Origin of the sequence: Rhizobium tumorigenes, from assembly GCF_003240565.2 — a bacterium.
Taxonomy (GTDB): Bacteria; Pseudomonadota; Alphaproteobacteria; order Rhizobiales; family Rhizobiaceae; genus Rhizobium; species Rhizobium tumorigenes.
Map to the genome: position 1 here is coordinate 263023 of NZ_CP117260.1, position 26354 is coordinate 289376.

General features: G+C 61.6%; 22 protein-coding genes. 16 read left to right on the plus strand and 6 right to left on the minus strand.

What is annotated here, in order from left to right:
- Window positions 1-188: 188 nt before the first annotated feature.
- Together PR017_RS28130 and PR017_RS28135 are read right to left on the minus strand one after the other, a co-directional pair.
- Window positions 189-1499 (minus strand): ABC transporter ATP-binding protein, encoded by a 1311-nt coding sequence (locus PR017_RS28130; protein ID WP_111218687.1) that lies wholly within the window; start codon window positions 1497-1499, stop codon window positions 189-191.
- Window positions 1500-1528: 29 nt separating this feature from the next.
- Window positions 1529-3262 carry an ABC transporter permease gene (locus PR017_RS28135; RefSeq protein WP_111218685.1) on the minus strand — a complete coding sequence of 578 codons (1734 nt, stop codon included), beginning with the start codon at window positions 3260-3262 and terminating at the stop codon, window positions 1529-1531.
- Between the two features lie 496 nt (window positions 3263-3758).
- On the opposite strand from PR017_RS28135, the gene PR017_RS28140 reads away from it, so the two are divergent.
- The 3 genes from PR017_RS28140 to PR017_RS28150 all read left to right on the plus strand — a co-directional run bounded on the left by PR017_RS28140 (window position 3759) and on the right by PR017_RS28150 (window position 6991).
- Window positions 3759-4760 (plus strand): sensor histidine kinase, encoded by a 1002-nt coding sequence (locus PR017_RS28140; protein WP_240538938.1) that lies wholly within the window; start codon window positions 3759-3761, stop codon window positions 4758-4760.
- Complete coding sequence (locus PR017_RS28145; protein WP_111218681.1) at window positions 4757-5395, plus strand: response regulator transcription factor; 639 nt, start codon at window positions 4757-4759, stop codon at window positions 5393-5395. Before PR017_RS28140 ends, PR017_RS28145 begins: the two co-directional genes overlap by 4 nt.
- A 168-nt stretch (window positions 5396-5563) precedes the next feature.
- Window positions 5564-6991 (plus strand): aldehyde dehydrogenase family protein, encoded by a 1428-nt coding sequence (locus PR017_RS28150; protein WP_111218743.1) that lies wholly within the window; start codon window positions 5564-5566, stop codon window positions 6989-6991.
- A gap of 30 nt (window positions 6992-7021) precedes the next feature.
- On the opposite strand, the gene PR017_RS28155 is transcribed toward PR017_RS28150, so the two are convergent.
- Window positions 7022-7897, minus strand: coding sequence for a GNAT family N-acetyltransferase (locus PR017_RS28155; protein ID WP_240538942.1), 876 nt, complete (start codon window positions 7895-7897; stop codon window positions 7022-7024).
- A gap of 248 nt (window positions 7898-8145) precedes the next feature.
- Here PR017_RS28155 and argE point away from each other — a divergent pair, with 248 nt between their 5' ends.
- From argE to PR017_RS28185, 6 genes are all read left to right on the plus strand, one after another.
- A complete protein-coding gene (argE, locus tag PR017_RS28160) occupies window positions 8146-9270 on the plus strand; it encodes an acetylornithine deacetylase (protein ID WP_111218677.1) in 1125 nt (374 codons plus the stop codon).
- 67 nt (window positions 9271-9337) lie between these two features.
- Window positions 9338-10261 (plus strand): 2-hydroxyacid dehydrogenase, encoded by a 924-nt coding sequence (locus tag PR017_RS28165; RefSeq protein WP_111218675.1) that lies wholly within the window; start codon window positions 9338-9340, stop codon window positions 10259-10261.
- A gap of 21 nt (window positions 10262-10282) precedes the next feature.
- Window positions 10283-10636, plus strand: coding sequence for a cupin domain-containing protein (locus PR017_RS28170; protein WP_111218673.1), 354 nt, complete (start codon window positions 10283-10285; stop codon window positions 10634-10636).
- A 199-nt stretch (window positions 10637-10835) separates the two neighbouring features.
- Entirely contained in the window at window positions 10836-12299 is a 1464-nt protein-coding gene (locus PR017_RS28175; RefSeq protein WP_111218671.1) for an aldehyde dehydrogenase family protein, read from the plus strand.
- A gap of 11 nt (window positions 12300-12310) precedes the next feature.
- Complete coding sequence (locus tag PR017_RS28180; RefSeq protein WP_111218669.1) at window positions 12311-13354, plus strand: tartrate dehydrogenase; 1044 nt, start codon at window positions 12311-12313, stop codon at window positions 13352-13354.
- 17 nt (window positions 13355-13371) lie between these two features.
- Complete coding sequence (locus tag PR017_RS28185; RefSeq protein ID WP_111218667.1) at window positions 13372-14829, plus strand: NAD-dependent succinate-semialdehyde dehydrogenase; 1458 nt, start codon at window positions 13372-13374, stop codon at window positions 14827-14829.
- Window positions 14830-14886: 57 nt separating this feature from the next.
- Here the strand turns inward: PR017_RS28185 and PR017_RS28190 are convergent, their stop codons facing one another.
- Both PR017_RS28190 and PR017_RS28195 read right to left on the minus strand, forming a co-directional pair.
- A complete protein-coding gene (locus PR017_RS28190) occupies window positions 14887-16164 on the minus strand; it encodes an NAD(P)/FAD-dependent oxidoreductase (protein ID WP_111218741.1) in 1278 nt (425 codons plus the stop codon).
- 11 nt (window positions 16165-16175) lie between these two features.
- Window positions 16176-16844: a haloacid dehalogenase type II gene (locus PR017_RS28195; RefSeq protein ID WP_111218665.1), complete on the minus strand. Its 669-nt coding sequence runs from the start codon at window positions 16842-16844 to the stop codon at window positions 16176-16178.
- 361 nt (window positions 16845-17205) lie between these two features.
- Here PR017_RS28195 and PR017_RS28200 point away from each other — a divergent pair, with 361 nt between their 5' ends.
- The 7 genes from PR017_RS28200 to PR017_RS28230 all read left to right on the plus strand — a co-directional run bounded on the left by PR017_RS28200 (window position 17206) and on the right by PR017_RS28230 (window position 25640).
- Window positions 17206-18039 carry a GNAT family N-acetyltransferase gene (locus tag PR017_RS28200; protein WP_111218739.1) on the plus strand — a complete coding sequence of 278 codons (834 nt, stop codon included), beginning with the start codon at window positions 17206-17208 and terminating at the stop codon, window positions 18037-18039.
- A gap of 14 nt (window positions 18040-18053) precedes the next feature.
- The gene (locus tag PR017_RS28205) at window positions 18054-19427 is read left to right on the plus strand and encodes an aspartate aminotransferase family protein (protein ID WP_111218663.1); all 1374 of its coding nucleotides are present in this window, start codon (window positions 18054-18056) and stop codon (window positions 19425-19427) included.
- Window positions 19428-19696: 269 nt separating this feature from the next.
- Complete coding sequence (locus PR017_RS28210) at window positions 19697-20413, plus strand: HAD-IA family hydrolase (protein ID WP_111218661.1); 717 nt, start codon at window positions 19697-19699, stop codon at window positions 20411-20413.
- Between the two features lie 64 nt (window positions 20414-20477).
- Window positions 20478-22091 (plus strand): ABC transporter substrate-binding protein, encoded by a 1614-nt coding sequence (locus tag PR017_RS28215; RefSeq protein ID WP_111218737.1) that lies wholly within the window; start codon window positions 20478-20480, stop codon window positions 22089-22091.
- 92 nt (window positions 22092-22183) lie between these two features.
- Window positions 22184-23134, plus strand: coding sequence for an ABC transporter permease (locus PR017_RS28220; protein WP_111218659.1), 951 nt, complete (start codon window positions 22184-22186; stop codon window positions 23132-23134).
- Between the two features lie 2 nt (window positions 23135-23136).
- The gene (locus tag PR017_RS28225) at window positions 23137-23979 is read left to right on the plus strand and encodes an ABC transporter permease (RefSeq protein ID WP_111218657.1); all 843 of its coding nucleotides are present in this window, start codon (window positions 23137-23139) and stop codon (window positions 23977-23979) included.
- Complete coding sequence (locus PR017_RS28230; RefSeq protein WP_111218655.1) at window positions 23979-25640, plus strand: ABC transporter ATP-binding protein; 1662 nt, start codon at window positions 23979-23981, stop codon at window positions 25638-25640. Before PR017_RS28225 ends, PR017_RS28230 begins: the two co-directional genes overlap by 1 nt.
- 3 nt (window positions 25641-25643) lie before the next feature.
- Here the strand turns inward: PR017_RS28230 and PR017_RS28235 are convergent, their stop codons facing one another.
- Window positions 25644-26120, minus strand: a complete 477-nt coding sequence (locus tag PR017_RS28235; RefSeq protein ID WP_111218735.1) for an Lrp/AsnC family transcriptional regulator — start codon at window positions 26118-26120, stop codon at window positions 25644-25646.
- Window positions 26121-26354: the final 234 nt, after the last annotated feature.

Consider the following 26354-nt stretch of genomic DNA (forward strand, 5'->3'; position numbering starts at 1 on the left):
AATTTCAACAGTTCGGGCTCTTTTGAAAATCTCGCATGAAACCCGAAATTTTCAAAAGATTGTTCCCGTCTATCGGAGCGGAACTTAGCGCAGGACTGCGATAAATTTAAGTTGGATTTATTGATCGTCGCGATAGGCTGAGGTTATGATCACTGTCGCACTCGCGCGCGTCGCGGAATGCCATTTTCTCACTCCGGATCTTCCAGGCTGAACATTTCATTGCGTTCGTCGTAGGCAAACAGCTCTGCGTACCTTGCCCATGAAACGATGGTCCTAAGGGTTTCGTCAGCGCGGGAGGCCGTCATGTAGTCTTCCAGTTCGTTTCGGAAACGGGCTGCCGGGGCTGTGTGGGTGGTGCGTTCGTCGAGCACGCGCCTGATGAGGCCCATCAGCGGCACGTAGGTAACCAGATGCTCGGCGAAGAGCTTCTTGCGGGCGTCGGTGGCGAGATGGGCGAATTTGGTTCCGGCTTCGGTGAGCACGAGGTCGCCTTCGCTGAGGTGGGCGAAGCGCAAGAGTTGCAAGGCTTCGCCGAGATGAAAGAGCTCATCCGCCTCGAGCTGCAGGGTTTCTGCAAGGACGGGAAGGTCTGCCCGCCCGTGATAGGGCGCTCCTGCCAGTGCCTCCATCAGTCCGGACAGGATATTGGTCGACACCGGTTCAAGCACCATGCCCATCCCGGTTCCCGGAATGCCCTCCATCTCGGTTGCTCGCGGCTCGGCTCTCTGGGTCATCAGCGCATAGATACTCTCGACCAGCTGCCGGAACGCCGGATCGAGGCGGTTCCTCGGGTGCATCAGGTCGATTTTTACCTCACGGGCGACCCGGCCGGGGTTCGACGAGAACACCAGTATGCGGTCGCACATGAGGACGGCCTCCTCGATATTGTGGGTCACCATCAGCACCGACTTGATGGGCAGCCGGCCTTCGATCCAGAGGTCGATCATGTCGGTGCGCAATGTCTCGGCGGTGAGGACGTCGAGTGCGGAGAAAGGCTCGTCCATCAACAGCAGGTCCGGATGGACGACAAGGGCGCGCGCAAAGCCGACGCGCTGGCGCATGCCGCCGGACAATTCCTTCGGATAGGCATTCTCGAAGCCGTCGAGGCCGATCAGGTCGATGGCAGCCAAGGCCAGCGATCGCCGCTCCGCCCGGTCGACACCCTTGGCCTCGAGCCCGAGTTCGACATTCTGCAGCACGGTCAGCCAGGGAAAGAGCGCAAAGGACTGGAACACCATCGAGATACCCACGGGTGGCCCGGCGATCGGGTTGCCGCGATATGTAGCCTCGCCGGACGACGGTGGAAGCAGCCCGGCGATGATGCGCAGCAGCGTCGACTTGCCGGAGCCGGAGCGGCCGAGCAGTCCGACGATCTCACCCTGGGAGATGGTCACGTCGACATTGTCGAGAACGACGACATCGTTGCCGTTGGCCTTGGGGAACGAGCGGCAGACCTTGCTGATATCGATTAGCGACGCCTTGGCGGTTTGGTCGAGCATAGGATTTGTCCCTTACGATAGGAGGCGGATCAGCCGAGCCGCAGGTGGCGTTCGCCGAAGGCGTAAAGCGGCCTCCAGAGCAGGCGGTTGAACAGGGTGACAAAGGTACACATCACGATAATGCCAAGGACGACACGCGGGAAATCGCCGTTCACGGTGGCATTGGCGATGTAGGAGCCAAGCCCGGGCGTCACCAGCTGGGTGTCGCCCCAGCTGGCGACCTCGGCGACGATGCTGGCGTTCCAGGACCCGCCGGAGGCCGTGATGGCACCGGTGATGTAGTAGGGAAAGACACCGGGCAGGATGACTTTGATCCACCAGCGCCAGCCGGAAATGTGGAAGCTGCGGGCGGCCTCCTTGAGATCGCTCGGAAAGGCGCTGGCGCCGGCGATGACGTTGAACAGGATATACCACTGCGTGCCAAGGATCATCAGCGGGCTCAGCCAGATGTTGGCGTTGAGCCCGAACCGGACGATCACCACCACGAAGACGGGGAAAGCGATGTTGGCGGGGAAAGCTGCCAGGAACTGTGCCAGCGGCTGCACCTTTTCGGCAAGTTTTGGCCGGAGACCGATCCATACGCCGATCGGCACCCAGATCAGGGTGGCGATGGTCATCAGGACAACGACGCGCAGGAGCGTGATCGAACCATAAAGAACCGCCGTCGCCACATCCGACCAACCGATGTTGGCGCGGAGATAGTCCAGGCTGAGAAAGCCTCCCCAGGCTGCTGCAGCGACGATGGTAGCGATCCAGATCCAGTCTACCGCACGCGATCGTGCAACGCCCCTCGCCTTCGCGCCACCCGGCAGAAGTTTAGGCAGGCGAAAATTCCACACCTGCCGCGACATCCAGCGAAAGGGAGCCATGGCAATGCGCGTGACGCGTGACTTGCTTAACAGGTCCAGCATCCAGGATGTCGGCGCGACGCCCGAGGTTGTCGTTTCGAAACGAAACTTGTCGGCCCAGGCCACCAGCGGCCGGAACATCAGCTGGTCATAGAGCACGATGACGCAAAGCATGGCGATGACGGCATAGAATATCGCCATGATGTTCTGCTGCTTGATGGCCAGCGCCACATAAGACCCTATCCCGGGCAGGGTTATGGTGGTGTTGCCGACCGTGATCGCCTCCGAGGCAACGACGAAAAACCAGCCGCCGGACATCGACATCATGGTGTTCCAGACGAGCCCCGGCATGGCAAATGGCACGTCGAGACGCCAGAAGCGCTGCCATCCGCTCAGGTGGAAACCGCGTGCCACTTCTTCCAGGTCCTTGGGCTGGCTGCGCATGGACTGGTAGAGGCTGAAGGTCATGTTCCAGGCCTGGCTGGTGAAGATCGCAAACACGGAGGCAAGTTCGGCGCCGAGCACGCGTCCGGGAAAGAGATTGAGGAAAAACGTTACGGTAAAAGTCAGGAAGCCCAGGATCGGAACAGATTGCAGGATGTCGAGGATCGGGATCAGCACCATCTCGGCCCGTCGGCTTTTGGCCGCAAGTGCGGCATAGACGAAGGTGAAGGCCAGCGAGAACACGATTGCCAGCAGCATCCGCAAAATGGTGCGCAGGGCATAGACCGGCAGGTTGGCCGGATCGAGCGAAAGTGGCGCGACGTCGAGCGCCGAAAGCGGAACTGTCGTCACCCTTGCGCCATAGGCGAAGAGCACGATGGCACCAATGACAAGGAGCAGCGCCATGAAATCCCAATGGCTGGGCATCAGCGACCGGCGAATGGCAAGCGGCGCAAGTTTCTGCAATTTCATGGGTCGCTCCTGTTTCGAGAGCCAATGCGTTGAACGTCCAAAGGCGGCTGCCACGATCGCCAGACGGTCGAGCGACCATCCGGGGTTGGTTGCAGAAAGACGGCATGCTTGCCTTAGCTGCACGAATGCACGGCTTTTTGACGCGTCCAACCGGGACGGATGACACATAGAATAGCTTGCCTGCCCGGGCCATCCGAATTGAGGTTAGCGGGGCGACGCTTAGGCATAGGAACCCTATACCATGGTATATCCGGCAGAATTGATCTGGCCACTGGCTGTTCGATCGGACACATGTCGTCTACTGAGCGTGAAAGGGCGCGCGCTTTTTTACACGCTTGGCATTCATGGGATTTTCTGAAGGCTTGATCGTCCAGCGACGAATAATGCCGCGAAAACAGAGCGAACGATTGGGCATGGCTGCCGGACAATGATGCACGCTATATTTCTGAACCAGCAAAAAAGGCCACGGTTGAGGGCGGCGTTCATCGTCTTGCTGATGATATCGATCTTTATCGCCGACACGGTGACAGACTTCGAAATCGCCTTTGCGGTTTTTTATATTGCAGTCATCCTGATCGCCATCGGATTTCTCTCGACACGGGGGGTTATCGCGCTCGCAGTCCTCTGCATTTGCCTCACTGTCGTCAGCCTGCTCCTGACCCGGCATGGATCCTTCGAGGCCGGGCTGTTCAACTGTGGCATCAGCGCATGTGCCATCGGCATTACCACCTATCTCGGGCTCAAAACTGTCGCCGCCCAGGCCGCAGTCTATGACGCGCAGGAGCAGTTCGGCCGGATGGCACGTCTGACGCGGCTGGGAGAATTGACGGCCTCGATCGCCCACGAGATCAACCAGCCGCTCGCCGCAGTGACGACCAGCGCCGATGCGTGCCGCCGCTGGCTGGACCATTCGCCGCCCAATCTCGAAAGAGCGCGGCAGGCGGCGGAGCGAATTGTCGGTGATGCGAAGCGCGCCAGCGACGTCATCGTGCGGGTGAGAGGGCTGGCGAAAAACGACGTGCCCCATCGGGAAAGCTTCGACCTCAACGCGGCCGCAGCCGAAGCAATCGAAATGGCCCGGCATGAAATGGAGCGCAACAGCGTCGTGCTACGGCTCGATCTTGCAGAAGACATGGCGATGGTCATGGCGGACAAAATCCAGATACAGCAGGTGATCAGCAATTTGCTGCTGAATGCCATCGAAGCGATGAGCGATGTTCCGAGCTTCAAAAGAGAGCTGGCCATCTCTTCGTCCTATGACGATGCGACAGGCGCCACTTTTGTCGTTGCCGATTCCGGCATCGGCATGAAGCAGTCGACAATCGATCATCTGTTCGAGGCCTTCTGGACGACCAAGGAAAGCGGCATGGGCATCGGCCTCTCCATAAGTCGTTCCATCATCGAAGCGCATGGCGGACGCATCTCGGTGACATCAGCGCCGCGCATGGGCACCACCGTCCAGTTCAGCCTGCCGGCCAAGGAGGACGATCAATCATGACAAGGCTTGGCCAGATCGACGCTTTGGACGATCCGGTCGTCTACGTGGTAGACGATGACGTATCCGTGCGCACCGCACTGGAGGATCTGCTTGCGTCCGTGGGGCTGGCGGTCTTGACCTATGGTTCCGTACACGAATTTCTGAGCGCACCGATTGCCGACGCGCCGGGTTGCCTCGTCCTCGACGTTCGAATGCCCGGGCAAAGCGGCCTTGAATTCCAGCAACGCATGACGGCGATAGGAATTACGCTGCCCGTCATTTTCATCACGGGACACGGCGATATCGCCATGTCGGTCAAGGCGATGAAGAACGGGGCCATCGAGTTTCTGACGAAACCCTTTCGCGATCAGGATCTCCTTGATGCGATCCAGCTGGGTATAGACAGACACCGTCTGCAGCGAAAAGAGGAAATCGTATCGGCAAAACTGCGCGACCTCTGGCAGAGCCTCAACACGTCGGAGCAGGCTGTCATGGAACTCGTCGTCCAGGGCTTGCTCAACAAACAGATCGCCGGGCAGCTGGGGGTCAGCGAAATCACCGTCAAGGTGCGACGCGGCCAGATGATGCGCAAGATGAACGTCAAGTCCGTGACGGACCTCGTGAGGATCTGGGACAAACTGAAGCTCCACAGCTGACCTCTGGCGGATCGAAGCCCTGTCGAAACCATTGGCCTTGAACAGCGGCGTCGATCGGCAGATTTGGCCGCAGCAAGCAAGCTTTCGGCAAGACCTGCCGCCAGCCCGCCTTAAACTGCGAGCGACCGAGGAGCCGGTTGCGGAGGCGCCTTGATGCGGGAGCACAAGATGAAGAATACGGACAAATTCTATATCGGCGGTGCATGGGTGGACCCCGTCGGCAAGGCCACTATCGATGTCACCGACCCCGCGACGGAACAGGCGTTCGCGACGATTGCAATGGGCAATGCAGCCGACGCCGAAAGGGCGATAGCAGCTGCGAGGCAGGCCTTTCCATCCTTCTCGCAAACCTCGAGAGAGCAGCGTCTTGCCCTGCTCAGGCGGGTGCTCGATATCCTCAAGCGTCGCAACGACGAGATCGGCGACGTCATCTCGCGGGAGATGGGCGCACCGACAGCACTTGCACGCCAGTCACAGGCAATACTCGGGGCTGCCCATTTTGCAGAGACAATCCGCGCGTTCGAAAGCTTCGATTGGGAGTATATGCAGGGCGATACGCGCATTATCCACGAGCCGATCGGCGTCGTCGCGATGATCACGCCCTGGAACTGGCCGATCAACCAGATTGCCTCCAAGGTCGCACCGGCGCTGGCTACCGGCTGCACCATGGTGCTGAAACCCTCGGAGATCGCACCGCTGAATGCGATCCTGTTTGCGGAGATCATGCACGAAGCAGGCGTTCCCGCCGGTGTTTTCAACCTCATCCACGGCGATGGCCCGACAGTCGGCACGATCCTTGCCAGCCACCCCGATGTCGACATGATATCGTTTACCGGCTCGACGCGGGCGGGCGTGTCCGTGGCGACGGCCGCCGCCCCCACCGTCAAGCGCGTGCATCAGGAGCTCGGCGGAAAGTCGCCGAACATCGTTCTGCGCAGCGCTGACCTCAACGCGGCGGTGACGATGGGCGTATGTCGATGCTTCGATAATTCCGGCCAGTCCTGCAATGCGCCGACGCGCTTGCTCGTGCCGATGGAACGGATGGACGATGCCATCGCGGCAGCGGCGAACGCCGCCGGTGAAATCGTCGTCGGGTCGCCGGCGGACCCGTCAACGACGATGGGGCCCGTTGTCAGCCAGCAGCAGTTCGACAAGATCCAGAACCTCATCCGCAAGGGCATCAACGAGGGCGCCGAGCTGATTGCCGGCGGCAATGATCGGCCGGATCACCTGGATGTCGGCTACTACGTCAAGCCGACCGTCTTTGCGAAGGTTACCAACGACATGACGATTGCGCAGGAGGAGATCTTTGGTCCTGTGCTGGTCATCATCGGCTACGGAACCGAGGATGAGGCAGTCGCCATTGCCAACGACACGCCGTACGGCCTTGCCGCCTACGTGCAAGGGGACGCAAGCGAGGCACGCGCCCTGTCACGAAAGCTGCGGGCGGGAATTGTGCGTATCAACAATTCTGCCTGGGACGGCGCCGCACCGTTCGGCGGCTACAAGCAATCGGGCAATGGCCGTGAATACGGCAAGTTCGGCATCCAGGAGTTTACCGAGATCAAAGGTGTGGTCGGCTATGCCGGCACCTGAACCAGAGTGATTTAGACCCCGCCGGACTGGTCAGCCTAGGGCTTGGCTGACCAGTCCGTAGATCGTTGGGCGCGGTTCGGCGCTCGGGCGATCCAGCAACCAGCGACCGCCAAGCGACATGCTGGTGACCGTATCGAAGACCGGCATCCCCGATTGCGTCAGGAACTCGGCAAAGTCACCCGTTGCCTGGCGCGTATCGATGCGCAGGAAGGCGCTGGCATGGGTTTTCACGTGCGGGGCAGTCACGGCGATCGCATCGGCGTCATCGACGGCCACGACCGGACCGATCACGGTGCCCCGGCCGAAATTGCGTGCGAGCGAAAATGCGGCTATGCGGCCGCCGCGTATCAGCGCCACGCCCTTGGAAGCATGCAGCAGACCGCCAAGCAACGCTGCCCTGTCCGTGCCATAGGCGGCGCGGTCGAGCGCTGCAATCTCCGCCAGATCGTCCAGCGTCACAGCGCGCAGAATTGCCTGCTCTGGGAGCGGCGGCTCGCCAGATTGCACCGCGGTCCCCTGGCACTGATAGACGGTTTTTTCCGGCGTGAAGCCCATCGAAAGATAGAGCCGCCGGGCCGCCCGCGTCGCATTGAGGCGCAGCGGGCGCGACCCGGTTTGTCTCAAGACATGGTCCATCAGCCAGCGGCCATGGCCATGCGCCTGCAGCCTCGGCGAAGTGATCACCATGCCGACAGTGACGAAATTGTCCGCCAGCGGAAACCACATGGCCGAGCCGATGGCACGGCCGATCTCGTCCTGCGCCACTACGCCGGACCCGATCTCGCGCAGCATCAGCCAGTCCTTCACCCGGTGCGGCCAGCCGACGGCAAGCGACAACGCATGCAGCTTTTCGGGATCGGTTCCGGCGATGTCGCAAAGCTGCAGGTCAAAGGACTCCAGCCGCATCGTTTCTTCTGTGGTCAATTCCCCCTCCGTCGCCCGCACTCCAAGATAGGGAGCCGGGCGTGCGACGACAATCGTCATCACCGCATATCATCCGCCTTGAACCGTCGATTTTCAGCCATTCGACGCCAAAGATTTCGCTTCAGATACGGTCTTTTTCAGCAGTTTGCGCTGCAGCGGGTGAACCTTCGGGAGACCCGTGCCGGAATGTCTCCCTATGCTGCGGTCGACACGGGAAGGACAATTGCGCGATGCATGAGCGGGACATTCTTGAACGGCTGGTCGCTTTCCCCTCCGTGGTCGGCACTGCCAACCATGACATCGTCGAGTGGATCCGTCACCATGCAGAAAGCTGCAGCGCCAACGTGACGGTGGCGATGGGCCCGGAGGGCGACCGCGCCAATCTCTTTGCGACGATTGGCCCGAAAGACGTCCCGGGCATCCTTCTCTCCGGGCACATGGATGTGGTGCCGGCAGGTGAACAGGGTTGGACCTCCGATCCTTTCCGTCTGCGCGCGGAAGGAGACAGGCTCTATGGACGTGGCACCAGCGACATGAAGGGTTTCCTCGCCTGCGCCCTCGCAGCCCTGCCGGCGCTGGCGGCCATGCCGCTGACGCAGCCCGTGCATCTCGCCTTCTCCTATGACGAGGAGGCGGGTTGCCGAGGCGTGCCGCATCTGCTCCGGTTGCTGCCCGACCTCTGCGCCAAACCTCAGGGCTGCATCATCGGCGAACCCAGCGGCCTGCGTGCGATCCGCGCCCACAAGGGCAAGGCTGCCGCCCGCATCGAGATCCGCGGCTGCACCGGCCATTCCTCGCGTCCGGATCTCGGCGCGAATGCCATCCATGCGATGGCATCAGTGCTAGGCGAGGCAGTCGCGTGCGCTGGACGCCTTGCAAATGGTCCTTTTGACAGCAACTTCGAGCCGCCCTACTCCTCGTTGCAGGTCGGCGTCGTCAGCGGTGGCCAGGCTGTCAACATCATCCCGGATTTCTGCACAGCCGACGTCGAGGCGCGCGCCATAGCGGGCGTTTCGCCCTCGGCACTGCTCCAGCCGATAAAGGCCGCCCTGCTCGCCCTGGAAACGCAAGGCTTCACCACCCGCTGGGACCTGCTCAGCGAATATCCGGCCTTGTCGCTTGCAGCCGACGCCCCTCTGGCCGCCCTCCTGGAAGCGTTGACGGGGCAAACGCCGCTTGCTGCCGTCAGCTACGGCACCGAGGCCGGTCTATACGAGGCCGCCAGCATGGACGCGATTATCTGCGGGCCGGGCGATATCGGCCGCGCCCACAAGGCTGACGAGTATATCGAGGTGGGCGAGCTCGCCGCATGCCGAAAGATGATCGAAGACCTCGGGCGGCGATCATGCGCCTGAACGCTATCTCCACAGATTGCCCTGGCAGTTGATCGCCATTTTCCACACCAACGAGCGGGACAATCGAATGACCTTTCTATTCAACTCGGACGCAGCGCGCGCCCGGATATTTGCCGTAGAGTTCGCCCGCGAGCTGCCTCGTTTGCCGTTCGTGACCGACGCGCAGTCGGTTGCTCCAGAAGACGTGCGCTACCTCCTGACCTGGACGGCGCCCGACGACCTCAAGCGCTACACCAATCTCGAAGTGCTGTTTTCCATCGGTGCCGGCGTGGATCAGTTCGATGGTCAGGCCTTGCCGGACAGCGTCAAGCTGGTGCGGATGGTCGAGGACGGAATCGTGCGGATGATGCAGGAATATGTGACGCTCGCCGTACTGACCTTGCACCGGGACATGCCCGGCTATCTCGCGCAGCAGAAGCAGGGCGTCTGGAAATCCCGCCCGGTGCGTCAGGCGCCGGACCAGCGTGTCGGTGTGCTCGGTCTTGGACTGCTCGGAAAGGCCGTGCTGGAACGGCTCGGGCCATTCGGATTTTCGCTGGCAGGGTGGAGCCGCTCGCCTCGTGAGATCGAAGGCGTCGCGTGCTTCCACGGCGAAGACCAGCTCGATGCATTTCTGGCGCGCACCGACATCCTGATCTGCCTCCTGCCGCTGACGCCGGAGACCCGGGGCTTGCTCGATAAGGACCTCTTTTCGAAGCTGCCGGCCGGCGCATCGCTGATCCATGCGGGTCGCGGACCGCAACTCGATCAACAGGCATTGATCGACGCGCTGGACAGCGGGCACCTTTCCGGTGCGGTGCTCGACGTTACCGATCCTGAACCCCTCCCCGCCAGCGATCCCCTCTGGCAACACCCAAAGATCATCCTGACGCCGCATATCGCCAGCGTCACCCAACCCGAGACTGCCGCCAAGGCCGTCATCGCCAACATCCGCCGTCACGAGGCCGGGCGGGACCCGATCGGCCTCGTCGACCGCAAGCGTGGCTACTGAAACCCAAAGGAAAGAAAACACATGTCCCTTCTCAAGCTTATTGACACCAACCCGACCACGGCTCCGCGCGAATCGAAGCCGACGGCCGAGCGCCTGATCTCCGGCGATCCGTCTTTCAAGACCTGGCCGCAGGACGCCTCGCGCGACGACAGCGTGCTGACCGGCGTATGGGAAGCGACCCCCGGCGAGACGCATTCGATCAAGGGGACGACCTACGAGTTCTGCCACCTCATCACCGGCGTTGTTGAAATTGTCGAGAAGGACGGCGAGACCTATACCTATCGCGCCGGCGACAGTTTTGTCATGAAGCCTGGCTTCGTCGGCATCTGGCGCACGATCGAGACCGTCCGCAAGATCTACGTCACCGTCAACTGAACTTTCGCCTGCGGGACAGCATCACTCGCCAGTGGGCAACGATCGCGGCACGATATCGCCGCGATCAAAGCCGCCGAAGAATGCGCTGCGAATGCACCGGCAAACGGGAGAATCCATCGCCTCCCGGGCCACAGTCGATGCAAACTGCGCGGCAATGACCGCTAGTTTCGGTGGTCTGCCAACGCTTAGAGGAAATGCCATGTCGCTGAGCTTCAATCCCGATACCGTGCAGCTTCCCAATGGACATTTCATCGGCGGGCGGATGATCGCGGCCAAGGGTGAAATTGCCATGCATCGCCCCTCCGACGGCGCCGCATTCGCCGATTGCCCCATAGCCGGGGCTGATCTTGTCGACGAGGCCGTTCAGGCCGCAAAACGCGCCTTGAAGGAAAGCGGCTGGGCGGATGTGAGGCCGCGCGAACGCACGCGGATGATGCATCGCTGGGCCGACCTGATCGAGGCCGAGGCGGAAACACTTGCAAGGCTCGAAGCCGTCGCCTCGACGCGTCCCATCGGCCACCTCATTGAGGGCGATATCGCCATCAGCGCCGAACAGATCCGCTTCTTTGCCGAGTTTGCCGACAAGGAGGGCAGCGATCTCGTGCCGACTAGCAAAGGCAGCCTCGGCATGATCATGTCCGAAGCCTATGGCGTGGTCGGCGCGATCACCCCGTGGAACTTTCCCCTGTCGATGGCCGCTTGGAAACTCGGGCCGGCGCTGGCTGCAGGCAATGCGGTGGTGCTGAAACCCTCGGAACTCACACCGTTTTCGACACTCTATCTTGCCGAGCTCTCGGTGCGCGCCGGCCTGCCCGCTGGCCTTATCAACATCGTGCTCGGCGATGGCGCGACGACCGGGACTGCGATCACCGGCCACCCCGAGATCGGCAAGATCAGCTTCACCGGCTCGACAGCGGCCGGAAGTGCCATCATGGCCAACATCGCTCGAACGGGCATCAAGCCGATGACGCTCGAGCTCGGTGGCAAGAGCCCGCAGCTGGTCTTTGCCGATGCCGACATTGCCCGCACCGCAAAGGCCGTCGCGCAGGGCATACTGTCGAATGCCGGGCAGGCCTGCGTCGCCGGATCGCGGCTGATCGTCCACCAGTCGGTGGCTGCGCAGCTGGTCGATGCGCTGACATCAGCCATGGATGACATTACCCCGGGCCCGACATGGGACGAAAAGACGCAATATTCGCCGATCATTTCGAAGCGCCAGATCGGCCGCATTGACGGCATCGTCCGGGCATCGGTTGCCGAGGGTGCCGAATGCCTGCGTGGCGGCAAGATGCTCGAGCGCGACGGATATTTCTATGCTCCGACACTGATTGCCGGCGTCACCCCGTCCTCCCCTGCCGTGACCGAGGAGATCTTCGGCCCGGTGCTGACGATCCAGACATTCGTTGAGGAGGAAGAGGCCTTGGCGCTGGCCGATCACCCGACCTATGGGCTTGCGGCCGGCGTTTTCACGACCGATCTGTCACGGGCGATCCGGGTGACGAAGCGGCTGCAGGCCGGTACGATCTGGGTCAATCGCTACGGGCGGTCGCGCGACCACATCCTTCCGACAGGCGGCTACAAAAGCTCCGGCATCGGCAAGGACCTCGGCCGCGACGCTTACCTCGCCAATCGGAAATCCAAAAGCGTCCTGATCGACCTCTAAAGGAAAAATCCATGAAGACCTATTCCATTGCCCTGATCCCCGGCGACGGCATCGGCGCTCCCGTGATCGACGCCGCCTGGCAGGTACTGGAGGCAGCCTCGAGGCGGGCGGGCTTCAAGCTGGAGGGCACGACCTTCCCCTGGTCCTGCGCCTTTTACAAGGAAACCGGCGCGATGATGCCGGCTGATGGTATCGAGATACTTCGCAGACACGATGCCATCCTGCTGGGTGCCGTCGGCTGGCCGGCGGAGGTGCCCGATTCCGTATCGCTGCACGGCCTGCTGCTGCCGATCCGAAAAGCCTTCGTGCAATATGCCAACATCCGTCCGCATCGTCTTCTGCCGGGCGTCGAGGGTCCGTTGAAGTCGACGGGCTTCGATATCCTCTGCATCCGCGAAAACACCGAGGGCGAATATTCCGGTGCCGGCGGCCGCGTGCATGTCGGCACGCCGGATGAAGTCGCCGTCGAAACGTCGATCTTCACCCGCAAGGGTGTGGAGCGCATCCTGCGCTTCGGCTTCGAGCAGGCGCGCCTGCGCCGCAAGATGCTGGCCTCCGTCACCAAGTCGAATGCGCAGAAATACTCGATGGTGTTCTGGGACGAAGTGACTGCGCAACTGTCCGCCGAGTATCCGGATGTCGAGGTGAAAAACTATCACATCGACGCGATGGCGGCGCGCATGGTGATGGCGCCGGAAAGTCTCGACGTCGTCGTTGCGTCCAACCTGTTCGGCGATATCCTGACCGATCTCGGCGCCGCCATCCAGGGCGGCCTCGGCTTTGCAGCCTCCGCCAACATCAATCCCGATCGCACCGCGCCATCGATGTTCGAGCCGGTGCATGGATCGGCGCCCGATATCGCCCATCTCGGCATCGCCAACCCGATTGCCACCATCTGGTCGGCGGCAATGATGCTGGAGCATCTCGGCGAGACCGCTGCGGCAGCCGGGATCATCAAGGCTATCGAGACTGCGACCGCAAGCGGCATCGGCACAAGGCCGGGCCGCGACAAGACCGATGCGATAACTGCCGCTGTGCTTTCGGCACTGGGCTGACGAGAAGGAACGCTACAATGGACACTCTGAAGGACAACAGCCTCTTCCGGCAGCAATGCGTCATCGACGGCATCTGGCGCAACGCTGCCTCCGGTTCGTCGGTGCCGGTCACCAATCCGGCGACGCAAGGCACTATCGGGCACGTTCCCGATGTCAGTGGTGATGAAACACGCGAGGCGATCGCGGCAGCGCGGGCAGCCTTCGCCCCCTGGAAGGCGAAGACCCATGCGGCGCGGGCAGCGCTCTTGGAAGCCTGGCGCCGCCTGATCCTCGAAAACGAGCAGGATCTCGCCATGATCCTGACCCTGGAGCAGGGCAAGCCGCTGGCGGAAGCGCTGGGCGAAATCCGCTATGGCGCATCCTTCGTCAAGTGGTTTGCCGAGGAAGCCCGCCGCGTCGGCGGGACAACCGTTCCGTCGCCGACTGCAGATCGCCGGATCATCGTGCTGAAGGAAGCCGTCGGCGTCTGCGCCATCATCACGCCGTGGAATTTCCCGAACGCCATGATCACCCGCAAGGTCGCTCCGGCGCTTGCGGCCGGCTGCACCGTGGTCGTCAAGCCTTCGGAATTCACGCCGTTTTCCGCGCTGGCCCTTGGCGTGCTTGCCGAGCGTGCCGGAATCCCGGCAGGTGTCATCAATATTGTCACGGGCATGCCGGCCGAGATCGGCAATGAGATGATGGCGAACGAGATCGTGCGCAAGATATCCTTCACCGGATCGACCCGCGTCGGCTCGCTGCTAATGCGGGGCGCCGCCGACAGCATCAAGCGCCTCAGCCTGGAACTCGGCGGCAACGCGCCGTTCATCGTCTTCGACGATGCCGATATCGATCTGGCCATCGAAGGCGCGCTGGCGTCCAAGTTCCGCAACGGCGGTCAGACCTGCGTCTGCTCCAACCGCATTCTCGTGCAATCCGGCGTCTATGATACGTTTGCCGAAAAGCTGGCGGCCCGGGTCTCCGTGATGAAGGTCGGCCCCGGGGCCGGCGAACCCGTGGATATCGGACCGATGATCAACGCGGCGGCCATCGACAAGATCGACCGCCATATCGAGGATGCACTTGCCAAGGGAGCCCACATCCTCTCGGATCGTCCCGCGATGCCCGAGGGCAGGCAATATGCCGTCCCGGTCGTGCTTGGCGGTGCCACAACGGACATGCTGCTGGCGAACGAAGAGACATTCGGCCCGGTCGCTCCGCTGTTCCGGTTCGAGACCGAGGAGGAAGCGATCGAAATCGCCAACGCCACCCCGTTCGGCCTGGCATCCTATTTCTACACCGAGAGCCTGCGACGCTCATGGCGGGTGGCAGAGGCGCTGGAATTCGGGATGGTCGGCCTCAACACCGGCTCCGTCTCGATGGAGGTCGCACCCTTCGGCGGCGTCAAGCAATCCGGCATCGGCCGCGAGGGCGGACAATGCGGGATCGAGGAATATCTGGAAATGAAGAGCTTCCACATCGGTGGACTTGGCTGACACGGACGCGAACAGGGGCGGAGATCACTCTCCGCCCCTGTTCGTGAGATCTTTCGTCTACTGGAACCGGTCGAGCGTCTTGTAGTAGAGCCCGACCATCGGCAGGAACCATGGCTTGCCGAAATGACCGGCGATGGCGGGCCATTCCAGACCGGAGACCGGGTTGCGGTCCGCTTTTCCCATGATCGCGTCGGCGATGACGATCCCCATGTGGCTTGCCATCTGCGCTCCGTGGCCGGAATAGCCCATCGCATACCAGACACCGTCGGCAAAGCCGGCGCGTGGGAAGCGATCCTTGGTCATGTCGACGAGGCCACCCCAGCAATAATCGATCTCGACCTGACCCAGCTGCGGAAAGATCTGGCGCAGGCTCGCCTTCAGGATGGCGCCGCTCTTGTCGTCCGAGCGTTGATCCGACGACGCCGAAAACCGGGCACGGCCGCCGAAGATCAGTCGCTGGTCCGGCGACAGGCGGAAGTAGTTGCCGATGTTGAGCGAAGTGACGCAGGTGCGGTTGCCCGGCATGACGTCGGCGACCTCAGCGTCGGTCAGCGGCCGGGTGGCCAGCAGGAAGCTTCCGACCGAGACGATGCGGCGCCGGAAATAACCGAATGGACCGGAGGTATAGGCACCCGTTGCCACGAAGACTGCATCTGCGGTGACGCTGCCACGCGCTGTGGTCAGCGTATGCCTGGCGCCTGCCACCTTGCGGTCCGTCACGGCGGCATTCTCGAAGATCACCGCGCCATGGCGCACGGCGGCGTCGGCAAGCCCCGCGACGTAGCGGCCCATGTGCATCATGGCGCTCTTTTTCGACAGCATGGCGCCGTGGAAAGCATTCGAGCCGATCTCGTCCCGCAGGTCAGTCGCCGTCAACAGGGCCGTGTCGGGATCGACGTCCCGATTGACGAGCTCGAAATTGGCGGCGATCGATTTGAAATGCTCCGGCTTCGAGGCGAGCTTCAGCTTGCCGGCACGGCGAAAATTGCAGTCGATGCCCTCCTCCGTAACGATGTGCTCAATGGTATCGATGGAGGCGTCGAAGGCGCGGTAGAGCGTTTTCGCCCGTTCCGGCCCGAGTTCCTTTCGGGCAGAGGCAAAACCGTGGGCGATGCCGTTGTTGAGGTGTCCACCGTTGCGACCGGATGCGCCCGCGCCGACATGGGCCGCCTCGAGGACGACGACCTTGACCCCTGACTTAGCCAGGTGCCGGGCTGCCGACAGGCCGCCGAAACCGCCGCCGATCACAGCCACATCGTAATGTCCTTCGACCGGGCCTTTGTCAGCCGCCGCGAAAGCAGGCGCGGTGTCGTGCCAGTAGGACTTGAACTGCATCGCCATCCCCGTCAGAGCCCGACGACGCCGGGCAGGCCCGAAATGTCCTTGATCTCGGTATATTCATAGTAAGGATTAGCCGGCTCGTGGCCACGGTTGACCCAGACCTTGTTCTTGATGCCGAGATCGTGGGCCGACATCAGATCGTAGCGAAACGACGACGAGCAATGCAGGATATCTTCCGGACCGCAGCCGAGCATGTCGAACATGTATTCGAATGCCTGGAAGCGCGGCTTGTAGGCATTGGCCTGCTGCGCGGTGTAGACCGCATGGAATGGCGCGCCGAGCTTTTCGACGTTCGACATGATCTGCTCATTCATGGCGTTCGACAGGATGACCAGCGGAATTTCCTTGGCGACCTTGGCGAGGCCAGCCGGCACGTCGGCATGCGGGCCCCAGCTCGGCACCGTCTCGTAGATCGAGCGCGCATCCGCATCGTTGAAGGCGACGCCGTTCCTCTTGCAGGTGCGCTCGACGGCATTGTGGATGACTTCGTTGTAGGGCTTCCAGTCCCCGAGGATCTCGTCGAGGCGATAGGCGGCGAAATTCTTGATGAACTGCTTCATGGCGACGGCTTCGAGTTGGCCGCCATAGATCTTCTCGGCCGCCTCCGCCATCTGGAAGTGGGTCAGCGTTCCGTAGCAGTCGAAGGTGATGTATTTGGGCCGAAACTGTGACATCGCTCTCAAATTCCTTACTGGTTCTGGGCTGGTAACGGGATATTGGCGTCAGTGCCGGGCGCCTTGTTGACCCGATCATAGTCGCGGCCCGGGTATGTCGTTGACCGCAATTGCTGTGACTGAAAGCAGATTGTTGCGTATCTCAATAGCCGTTTGGCAGAGAGTTGTGCCGGCTGTCCCGGCCGGTCGTCTCTGTCGCCTGGCGCGGCTCGACCCACGGCATAAGATGCGGCGCCCCTCCGGAAAGACGATGCAAACATGTTGCCGCCAACCCCATGGTCAGGAGGTTCTACCTGCACGCCGGCGCTATCAATGAAGACAGGACAGGATTATCCGGAACAAGAGAATGCCGCCAGACCAGATCGACCCCAGCCACATCGACATCGTGAAGTTTTCCGCCGACCATCTCGAAGGCGCGCTGACGCTCTCGCGTCAGGCCGGCTGGCCGCACCGCCTGCAGGACTGGGCGATGGTGCTTTCCCTTAGTGTCGGCTTCGTGGCCATCGAGAACGGACGCGTGGTCGGCACCACCTTCGTGACCCCCTACGGGACTGCGGCCGCCATCAACATGGTGATCGTTGACGAGGCGATGCGCGGCCGTGGCATCGGACGGCGGCTGATGGATATGGCGCTCGCCGAATGTGGAGATCGCGAGTGCCGCCTGAACGCAACCCAGGAAGGCCTGCCGCTCTATAGCAAGCTCGGCTTCAAGGAGACCGGCCGTATCCTCCAGCATCAGGGCACCCTAAGTGCTGCGAAAGGTGAAGCCAGCCTCGAATGGGCAAGTGTCGAAGACCTTGCCGATTGCGCAGCGCTGGACCGGTCGGCCTCCGGCCTCGAACGCTTCGACCTTATCAAGGCGCTGCACCAGGCCGGCCGGATCGCCGTCCTGCGTCCCGCCGGCAAGATCACCGCCTTTGCCGCCCTGCGCGCGTTCGGTCACGGCGAGGTCATCGGTCCCGTGGTGGCCGCACATGCTGACGAGGCCAAGGCCCTCATCGCCACTCTCATCGAATCCCGCCACGGGAAATTCGTCCGGGTCGACACCACCGAGGCCTGCGGCCTGGCAGCGTGGCTGGAGGCGCAGGGCCTTGCCAATGTCGGCGGCGGCATCGCCATGCGGCGCAACGCCAAGCCTTCCACCGGGACATCCGCGTTTCAAACCTTTGCCCTTGCAAGCCAGGCGCTTGGCTAAATCAGGAGACGACCATGCTGAGCAACTCTCTCATCGAACTCGACCGCGCCCACCTCGTCCATCCGGTCGCGTCCTACAGGACCCACGAGAAAATCGGCGTGCGGGTTCTGAAATCCGGCAAGGGTGCGACGGTCACGGATGCCTCTGGCCATCAGCTTATCGATGGTTTTGCCGGGCTCTGGTGCGTCAATGCCGGCTACGGCCAGGAAAGCATCGTCGAGGCTGCCGCAAAACAGATGCGCGAACTGCCCTACGCCACCGGCTATTTCAGCCTCGGTTCCGAGCCCGCCATCCGCCTTGCCGCCGAACTTGCCGATCGGACGCCCGGCGATCTCAACCATGTCTACTTCACGCTCGGCGGATCCGATGCCGTCGACAGCACGGTGCGTTTCATCCGCTATTATTACCATGCCAAGGGCACGCCCGCGAAAGACCAGTTCATCTCCGTCGAGCAGGGCTACCACGGTTCATCGACTGTCGGCGCCGGGCTGACGGCCCTGCCGGTGTTTCATGCCGGCTTCGGCATCCCGTTCGACTGGCAGCATAAAATCCCGTCGCATTACGCCTATCGCAACCCGGTCGGCAGCGACGATGCTGCGATCATTGCCGCGTCGACTGCTGCGCTGCGTGCCAAGGTCGAGGCTCTCGGCGCGGACCGCGTCGCTGCATTCTATGTCGAGCCGATCCAAGGGTCCGGAGGCGTCATCGTGCCGCCGAAAGGCTGGATCAAGGCGATGCGCGATCTCTGCACCGAACTCGACATCCTGTTCATCGCCGACGAAGTCATCACCGGTTTCGGCCGCACCGGACCGCTGTTTGCCTGCAGCGAGGAAGACATCGTTCCGGATTTCATGACCGTCGCCAAGGGCCTGACCTCAGGCTACGTGCCGATGGGCGCCGTATTCATGACCGACAAGATCTACCAGACCATCGCCGACGGTGCCGGCAGCGCTGCAGTCGGACATGGCTATACCTATTCCGCCCATCCGGTCAGCGCCGCCGTCGGCCTCGAAGTCTTGCGTCTCTATGAGGGCGGGTTGCTGGACAACGGCCGCAAGGCCGGTGCCCGCCTGATGGAGGGCCTGCACGGCCTTGCCAGCCATCCGTTGGTCGGCGAGGTCCGCGGTCGCGGAATGCTGGCGGCGCTCGAACTCGTCACCGACAAGGAGCGCAAGACCCCGCTGCCGGCAGCATCGGACCCGTCGCGCCGCATCTTCGACCGCGCCTGGGACAACGGGCTGGTCGTGCGCGCCTTCGGCAACGGCATTCTCGGCTATGCGCCGCCGCTCTGCTGCACGGAGGCCGAAATCGACGCCATCGTCGAGCGTACCCGCAAGACGTTGGACCAAACACTGGAAGATCCGGATATCCGCGCCGCCATGGCATGAGATCATCGGTTCCCCATGAGCGAGAAATCATGCGGGCCGAAATACCGCGCCGGATGAATATTCGGAATTTTCTGCCGTGGCACTTCCGTCTTTAAGCGCATTCGGTGTCCGTTAACTGAGACACTGCCCTTCAGAAAGCAGCCAAAACCCGCAAACAAAGCGATCAGGCAGTTTCAAGCATGTTCGTACCGCCTGAAACGCTCACAGCATATCGTTCTGTCACTCTGTTGCAGAGGAGGACCTTGGGTCCACCGAGAAAGGACTAGGGCTTGGAAAAGACATTTGAAAACTTCAAATATCTCACCTTCGACGTGGTCGGCACGTTGATCGATTTCGAAGGCGGACTGGTCGGCTGCCTGAAGGAAATCGCTGCGGAAAACGGAACGTCCGTGGATGGCGAAGCAGCGCTCAGCCTCTATCGCAACGCCCGCTACATGCCGGATGTCGGACTTTTCCCGGACGATCTCGTTCGCGTCTACATGGCAATCGCGCCCGCCCTCGGACTTCCTACCGATGCCCGGTTCGGTGAGCGGCTGCGTGACTCCGCAAAGACGTGGACGGCATTTCCCGACAGCGCCGATGCAATGGCCCGCCTCGCCAAGCGCTTCAAGCTCATCGCTATGACAAATGCCCAACGCTGGGCGTTCGACTGCTTTTCGCAGGAACTCGGCAATCCGTTCTACCAAGGTTTTACCGCCGACGACACCGGCACGGAAAAGCCGGACCCGGCATTTTTCGAGCATGTCCTCGCCTTCGTGGCTTCAGAAGGCAGCTCCCGCGCCGATATCCTGCATGTCGCCCAGAGCCAGTACCACGATATCGGGATCTCCAGGCAGCTTGGCATAAAAAACTGCTGGATCGAGCGTCGCCATGCCCAGAAGGGCTATGGCGGTACGATCGAACCGGCAGCCTTCACCAAGCCGGATTTCCACTTTACCTCCATGGCAGCGCTTGCGGATGCCGTGGAACAGACGAACGCCGCCTGAGGCCTCAACGAGCCCCGGACGGACACGGCAATGCCTTCACACAATCAATAAAAGGGGAATGCGCATGTCTGACAATAAATTCTTCAACTGGACGTCTTCCGACGATGCCATGGTCGAGAACGCCATTCGCCGTGGTGCAAGCCGCCGCGATCTTCTGAAGATGATGATGGCCGGAGGCCTTGCCGCCACTGCCGGCAGCCTGATCCTCGGCCGCGCCAATAGCGCAATTGCCGCCATGTCTGTTTCCGGCGGATCGCTGAAGGCAGCCGGCTGGTCGGCCTCGACGGCAGATACGCTCGACCCGGCCAAGGCCTCGCTGTCGACCGACTATGTCCGTTGCTGCGCCTTCTACAACCGGCTGACGTTCCTCGACAAGGCCGGCGTAACGCAGATGGAACTTGCCCAAAGCGTCGAAAGCTCGGACGCCAAGGTCTGGACCGTCAAGCTGCGCAAGGGCGTCACGTTCCACGACGGCAAGACGCTGAAGGCCGCCGACGTCGTCTACTCGCTGAAGCGCCATCTCGACCCGGCCGTCGGATCGAAGGTCAATTCGATCGCCAAGCAGATGACCGGTTTCAAGGCCGTCGACGACCTCACCGTCGAGATCACGCTCGCCAGCCCAAATGCCGACCTGCCGACCATTCTCGCCATGCATCACTTCATGATCCTGGCCGACGGGACGACCGATTTCTCCAAGGCAAACGGCACCGGCGCGTTTGTTTGCGAAGTGTTCGAGCCCGGCGTGCGCTCGCTAGCCAGCAAGAACAAGAACTACTGGAAGCAGGGCGGTCCGCACCTCGACAGCTTCGAGTTCTTCGCCATCTCCGACGATAGCGCCCGCGTCAATGCGCTGATTTCCGGCGACATCCAGCTCGCAGCCTCGATCAATCCGCGCTCCATGCGCCTGCTCGAAACCCAGCCCTCCGTCGCCATCTCCAAGACGACATCGGGCAACTACACCAACCTCAACATGCGCCTCGACATGAACCCGGGCAACAAGGCCGACTTCGTCACCGGCATGAAGTACCTGCTCAACCGGGAGCAGATCCAGAAATCCGTGCTGCGCGGCCTGGCCGAGATCGGCAACGACCAGCCGATTTCCCCGGCCAGCATCTACTACAATGCCGATCTGAAGCCGAAAGCCTTCGACCCCGAAAAGGCCAAGTTCCACTTCCAGAAGGCCGGCGTGCTGGGCCAATCGATCCCCGTCGTTGCGTCGGATGCGGCTACCTCGTCGATCGACATGGCCATGGTCGCCCAGGCAGCCGGCGCCGAGATCGGCATGAAGCTCGACGTGCAGCGCGTTCCCTCTGATGGCTATTGGTCGAACTATTGGCTGAAGGCGCCGATCCACTTCGGCAACATCAATCCACGCCCGACGCCGGATATCCTGTTCTCGCTCCTCTATTCCTCCGACGCCCCTTGGAACGAGAGCCAGTACAAGTCGCCCAAGTTCGACAAGATGATGATCGAAGCACGCGGCATGCTGGACCAGGCCAAGCGCAAGGAAATATACAATGCGTTGCAGGTGATGATCGCGGAAGAAGCCGGCACCGCCATCCCCGCCTTCATCTCCAATGTCGACGCCATTTCCTCCAAGCTCAAGGGGCTGGAATCCAACCCGCTCGGCGGCATGATGGGATATGCGTTCGCGGAGTATGTCTGGCTCGAGGCCTAGCACCGCCATGAAGCCGGCCGGAGATCCATCGTGTCTCCGGCCTCCCTCCATGCTACAGTGCTTTGAAAGCACCGTCCCCCTGCGGAGCGCCCATGAACCTCCACGTCCTCGTGTTGGTGATCAACCGATTGCTCGTGGCTGTCGTCACCTTGCTGATCGTGTCCTTCACCGTGTTTTTCGCAACCGAGATGCTGCCGGGCGATGTCGCCCAGATCCTTCTCGGTCAGGCAGCGACACCGGAAGCCGTGGCGGGTCTGCGGACCGCGATGCATCTCGACGACCCTGCCTTCTACCGGTTTATCCACTGGCTCGGCGGTTTCGTCACCGGCGATCTCGGCATCTCCTATGCCAACAACATGCCCATCGCAAAGCTGATCGGCCCGCGCTTCCTGAGCACGCTGAAACTGGCGACTGCTACCGCCCTGTTCTCCGTGCCGCTGGCCCTGACACTCGGCATAACCTCGGCGATTGCACGAGGCTCGATCTTCGACCGGATCGTCACCACGGTGACCATCGCGGTGATCTCCGTGCCCGAATTCATGGTCGCGACATCAGCCGTACTCGTCTTCGCGGTCTATCTGAAGTGGCTTCCGGCGCTCTCCTTCGCCAACGAGGTCCACAGCTTCGGCGAGCTTCTGCGGGTCTTTGCCATGCCGGTGATCACGCTGAGCTTCGTCATATCGGCGCAGATGATCCGCATGACGCGGGCAGCGGTGATCGAAACGCTGGGAACGCCCTACATCGAAATGGCGCTTCTGAAGGGAGCATCGCGAACGCGGATCGTATTGAAGCATGCGCTTCCCAACGCGCTTGGACCAATCGTCAATGCCGTCGCGCTGTCGCTTTCCTACCTGCTCGGCGGCGTCATCATCGTCGAGACGATCTTCAACTATCCCGGCATTGCCAAAATGATGGTGGATGCAGTGGCGACGCGCGACCTCCCGCTCATCCAGACCTGTTCGATGATCTTCTGTTTCGGTTACCTGATCCTGATCACGATTGCCGACATCATCGCCATCATGTCCAACCCGAGGCTGCGCTGACCATGGCAAATTTCTCCGTATCCCCGGCACGTTTCGGCTACCGATTCAACATCGTCGGCATCCTCGGGCTGACCATCATCCTCGCCTGGGCACTGGTCGCTATTTTTGCGCCCCTGCTGATCCCCTATTCGATCGGCGATATCGTCGACTACGACTACTTCGGACCGATCTCGGCAAAATTTCTGCTCGGCACTGATTATCTCGGCCGAGACATCCTGTCGCGTATCCTGATGGGCGCGCGCTACACTGTGGGCATATCGCTTGCCGCCGTGGCTGTCGCATGTTTCACCGGCGTTGCGCTCGGCATGAGTGCCGCCGTTGCCGGAGGATGGTTCGACACGTGCCTCTCCCGGCTTCTCGACGCCTTGAGCTCTATTCCGAGCAAGCTTTTCGGGCTCGTCGTCGTTGCCGCTGTCGGCTCCTCCATACCGGTGCTCATTGTCACCCTGGCCGTGATCTACACGCCGGGCGCCTATCGCTTCAGCCGGGCGCTCGCCGTCAACATCAATACGATGGACTATGTCACTGTCGCTCGGGCCCGGGGCGAGAAGACCATCTACCTGATCGGCTCGGAAATCCTGCCGAACATCCTCGGTCCCGTGCTTGCCGATCTCGGCCTGCGCTTCGTGTTCATTGTCCTGCTGCTTTCCGGCCTGTCCTTCCTCGGCCTCGGCGTTCAGCCGCCGAACGCCGACTGGGGCGCTCTTGTGCGCGAAAACATCGGCGGTCTGCCTTTTGCAGCCCCTGCGGTGATCTTCCCGTCGATCGCCATCGCCAGCCTCACCATCAGCGTCAATCTTCTGATCGACAACCTGCCGCATAAAATCAGAGACCGGAGCATGTGATGGCAAACCTCGTCGAAGTCCGCAATCTCGAGGTCGAAGCAAAGACCGATGCCAACCGTACCGTGGCGATCATCCGCGGTGTCAGTTTCGATATTGCCGAGGGCGAGATCGTCGCGCTGATCGGCGAAAGCGGCTCGGGCAAGACGACCATTGCTCTGACGATGATGGGCCATACGCGTCCGGGCTGTCGCATCAGCGGCGGTTCGGTCATATTGTCCGGCCAAGACATGGCCTCCCTGCCCGAAAAGCGCCTCGCCAGCCTGCGTGGCACGGAAGTCGCATACGTGCCGCAAAGTGCTGCCGCAGCCTTCAATCCGGCCCAGACGATCATGGATCAGGTGATCGAGGTCGTGCGCATCCACAAGCTGATGCCAATCGACCAGGCCCGCTCGCGGGCGGTCGAACTGTTCAAGGCGCTGGCCCTGCCGGAAGCCGAGACCATCGGCGCGCGCTATCCGCACCAGGTCTCCGGCGGCCAGTTGCAGCGGCTCTCGGCCGCGATGGCGCTGATCGGCAATCCGAAGCTGGTGATCTTCGACGAACCCACGACGGCGCTCGATGTGACGACACAGATCGATGTGCTCAGGGCCTTCAAGTCGGTGATGAAAAAGGGCGGCCTTGCCGGCGTCTATGTGTCCCACGACCTCGCCGTCGTTGCCCAGATCGCCGATCGCATCGTCGTTCTGAAGGAAGGGGAAATCCAGGAAATCGGCAAAACGGCGCAAATCCTGGCATCGCCGCAGCACCCCTACACTCGCCAACTCGTGGCAGCCTTCAAGCCGACCCTGCGGATCCCTCCTGCCCCTGTAGAGCAGGCCGCGCGACAGCCGCTGCTCGAAGTGGATGCGTTGTCTGCCGGCTACGGCCCGATCCAGTCGAATGGATTGCCGCTGGCGCTGGCGGTGAAATCCGTCAGCCTGAAACTCGATTACGGCCAGAACCTCGGCATCGTTGGGGAATCCGGCTGCGGAAAGTCGACACTGGCCCGGGCAATTGCCGGCATCCTGGCGCCGGCGTCCGGCCATATCATTTTCGACGGCAAGGAACTGGCGCTCAGCGCTGCGAACCGCCGTCGCGACGAATTGCGCAAGCTGCAGATCGTCTTCCAGTTTGCAGACACCGCGCTCAACCCATCCAAATCCATTTCGGACATTCTGGAGCGACCGCTTGCCTTCTATCACGGCATGGCGAAGGGCCAGCGGCAGGCCCGCGTCGATCAGCTGCTCGACATGGTGCATCTGCCGCGCGGCGTGAAATACCGGCGTCCTGCCGAGTTGTCGGGCGGGCAGAAACAGCGCATCAATCTGGCACGAGCGCTTGCTGCCGAGCCAAAACTCATCCTTTGCGACGAGATCACCTCGGCCCTCGACACGGTCGTGGCTGCGGCGATCATCGATCTGCTGAAAGAGCTTCAGACCGAGCTCGGGCTTTCCTATATCTTCATCAGCCACGATCTGTCGGTCGTGCAGGCGATCTGCGACGAGATCGCGGTGATGTATGCCGGCGAAAAGATCGAACAGATGGCCCCGTCCGAGTTCGGCAATCCCGACGGACATCCCTATTCGCGGCTCCTCTATTCCTCAGTGCCGAAGCTCGATCCCACCTGGCTAGACAGCCTCGAGCGGGACCCTGAACTTGTTGCGGCCTTTGCAAAGCGCTGAGGGTTACATCGGGAAAAGGCTGGTCAGAGGCATATGCGACCGGGTGATCGGCGATTTCAGCACGACGAAGCTGAAATATTTGTCGATGCCGATATCCATATCGATGAGGCGTTCCATGATCGTCTGGTATTCGGTGATGCTGCCGGTGACGAACTTGATGAGATAATCGTATCCCCCCGATACCAGATGGCACTCGATGACGGAATCGACCTTCTCGATCGCCGCCAGAAACCGGGCGAAATCGATCTGCCGGTGGTTCTTCAAAGTCACTTCCGTGAAAACGGTTAGGGTCTGGCCGAGCTTGGCAACGTTGATCTGCGCCGAATAGCTGACGATATAGCCTTCCGCCTGCAGCTTCTTGACCCGCATCAGGCAGGGACTGGGCGACAGGTTGACCAGATCCGCCAGCTCCACATTGGTGATGCGGCCGTTCTTCTGCAGTTCGGAGAGAATCTTGATGTCGATCCGGTCGAGTTTCATCAGCGCTCCATGCCGTCCGGTGCTCATTCACCGCGCTTGCCGCAGCATATTATGCGGAATGAAAAATGCATCAAGCCAGGCAAGGCCGCTCTCGCCCTCCAGATCGCGCAATTTACAAGTTAAGCAGAATAATCTTCCAGGGACGGCAGTCTCGCCATGAAATGCTGATTGGCCATGCTCTGCGGCAAACGCTAACGCAAGCCTCTGGCTATAATTATGTCTTCATTGGAGAAA

Coding starts and splice junctions, on each gene's coding strand:
- PR017_RS28215 (WP_111218737.1), top strand. CDS start 20,478: ATGTCTGACAATAAATTCTTCAACTGGACGTCTTCCGACGATGCCATG.
- PR017_RS28235 (WP_111218735.1), bottom strand. CDS start 26,120: ATGAAACTCGACCGGATCGACATCAAGATTCTCTCCGAACTGCAGAAG.
- PR017_RS28220 (WP_111218659.1), top strand. CDS start 22,184: ATGAACCTCCACGTCCTCGTGTTGGTGATCAACCGATTGCTCGTGGCT.
- PR017_RS28145 (WP_111218681.1), top strand. CDS start 4,757: ATGACAAGGCTTGGCCAGATCGACGCTTTGGACGATCCGGTCGTCTAC.
- PR017_RS28165 (WP_111218675.1), top strand. CDS start 9,338: ATGACCTTTCTATTCAACTCGGACGCAGCGCGCGCCCGGATATTTGCC.
- PR017_RS28130 (WP_111218687.1), bottom strand. CDS start 1,499: ATGCTCGACCAAACCGCCAAGGCGTCGCTAATCGATATCAGCAAGGTC.
- PR017_RS28185 (WP_111218667.1), top strand. CDS start 13,372: ATGGACACTCTGAAGGACAACAGCCTCTTCCGGCAGCAATGCGTCATC.
- PR017_RS28175 (WP_111218671.1), top strand. CDS start 10,836: ATGTCGCTGAGCTTCAATCCCGATACCGTGCAGCTTCCCAATGGACAT.
- PR017_RS28225 (WP_111218657.1), top strand. CDS start 23,137: ATGGCAAATTTCTCCGTATCCCCGGCACGTTTCGGCTACCGATTCAAC.
- PR017_RS28205 (WP_111218663.1), top strand. CDS start 18,054: ATGCTGAGCAACTCTCTCATCGAACTCGACCGCGCCCACCTCGTCCAT.
- PR017_RS28230 (WP_111218655.1), top strand. CDS start 23,979: ATGGCAAACCTCGTCGAAGTCCGCAATCTCGAGGTCGAAGCAAAGACC.
- PR017_RS28135 (WP_111218685.1), bottom strand. CDS start 3,262: ATGAAATTGCAGAAACTTGCGCCGCTTGCCATTCGCCGGTCGCTGATG.
- argE (WP_111218677.1), top strand. CDS start 8,146: ATGCATGAGCGGGACATTCTTGAACGGCTGGTCGCTTTCCCCTCCGTG.
- PR017_RS28155 (WP_240538942.1), bottom strand. CDS start 7,897: ATGCGGCTGGAGTCCTTTGACCTGCAGCTTTGCGACATCGCCGGAACC.
- PR017_RS28150 (WP_111218743.1), top strand. CDS start 5,564: ATGAAGAATACGGACAAATTCTATATCGGCGGTGCATGGGTGGACCCC.
- PR017_RS28170 (WP_111218673.1), top strand. CDS start 10,283: ATGTCCCTTCTCAAGCTTATTGACACCAACCCGACCACGGCTCCGCGC.
- PR017_RS28180 (WP_111218669.1), top strand. CDS start 12,311: ATGAAGACCTATTCCATTGCCCTGATCCCCGGCGACGGCATCGGCGCT.
- PR017_RS28190 (WP_111218741.1), bottom strand. CDS start 16,164: ATGCAGTTCAAGTCCTACTGGCACGACACCGCGCCTGCTTTCGCGGCG.
- PR017_RS28140 (WP_240538938.1), top strand. CDS start 3,759: ATGATATCGATCTTTATCGCCGACACGGTGACAGACTTCGAAATCGCC.
- PR017_RS28195 (WP_111218665.1), bottom strand. CDS start 16,844: ATGTCACAGTTTCGGCCCAAATACATCACCTTCGACTGCTACGGAACG.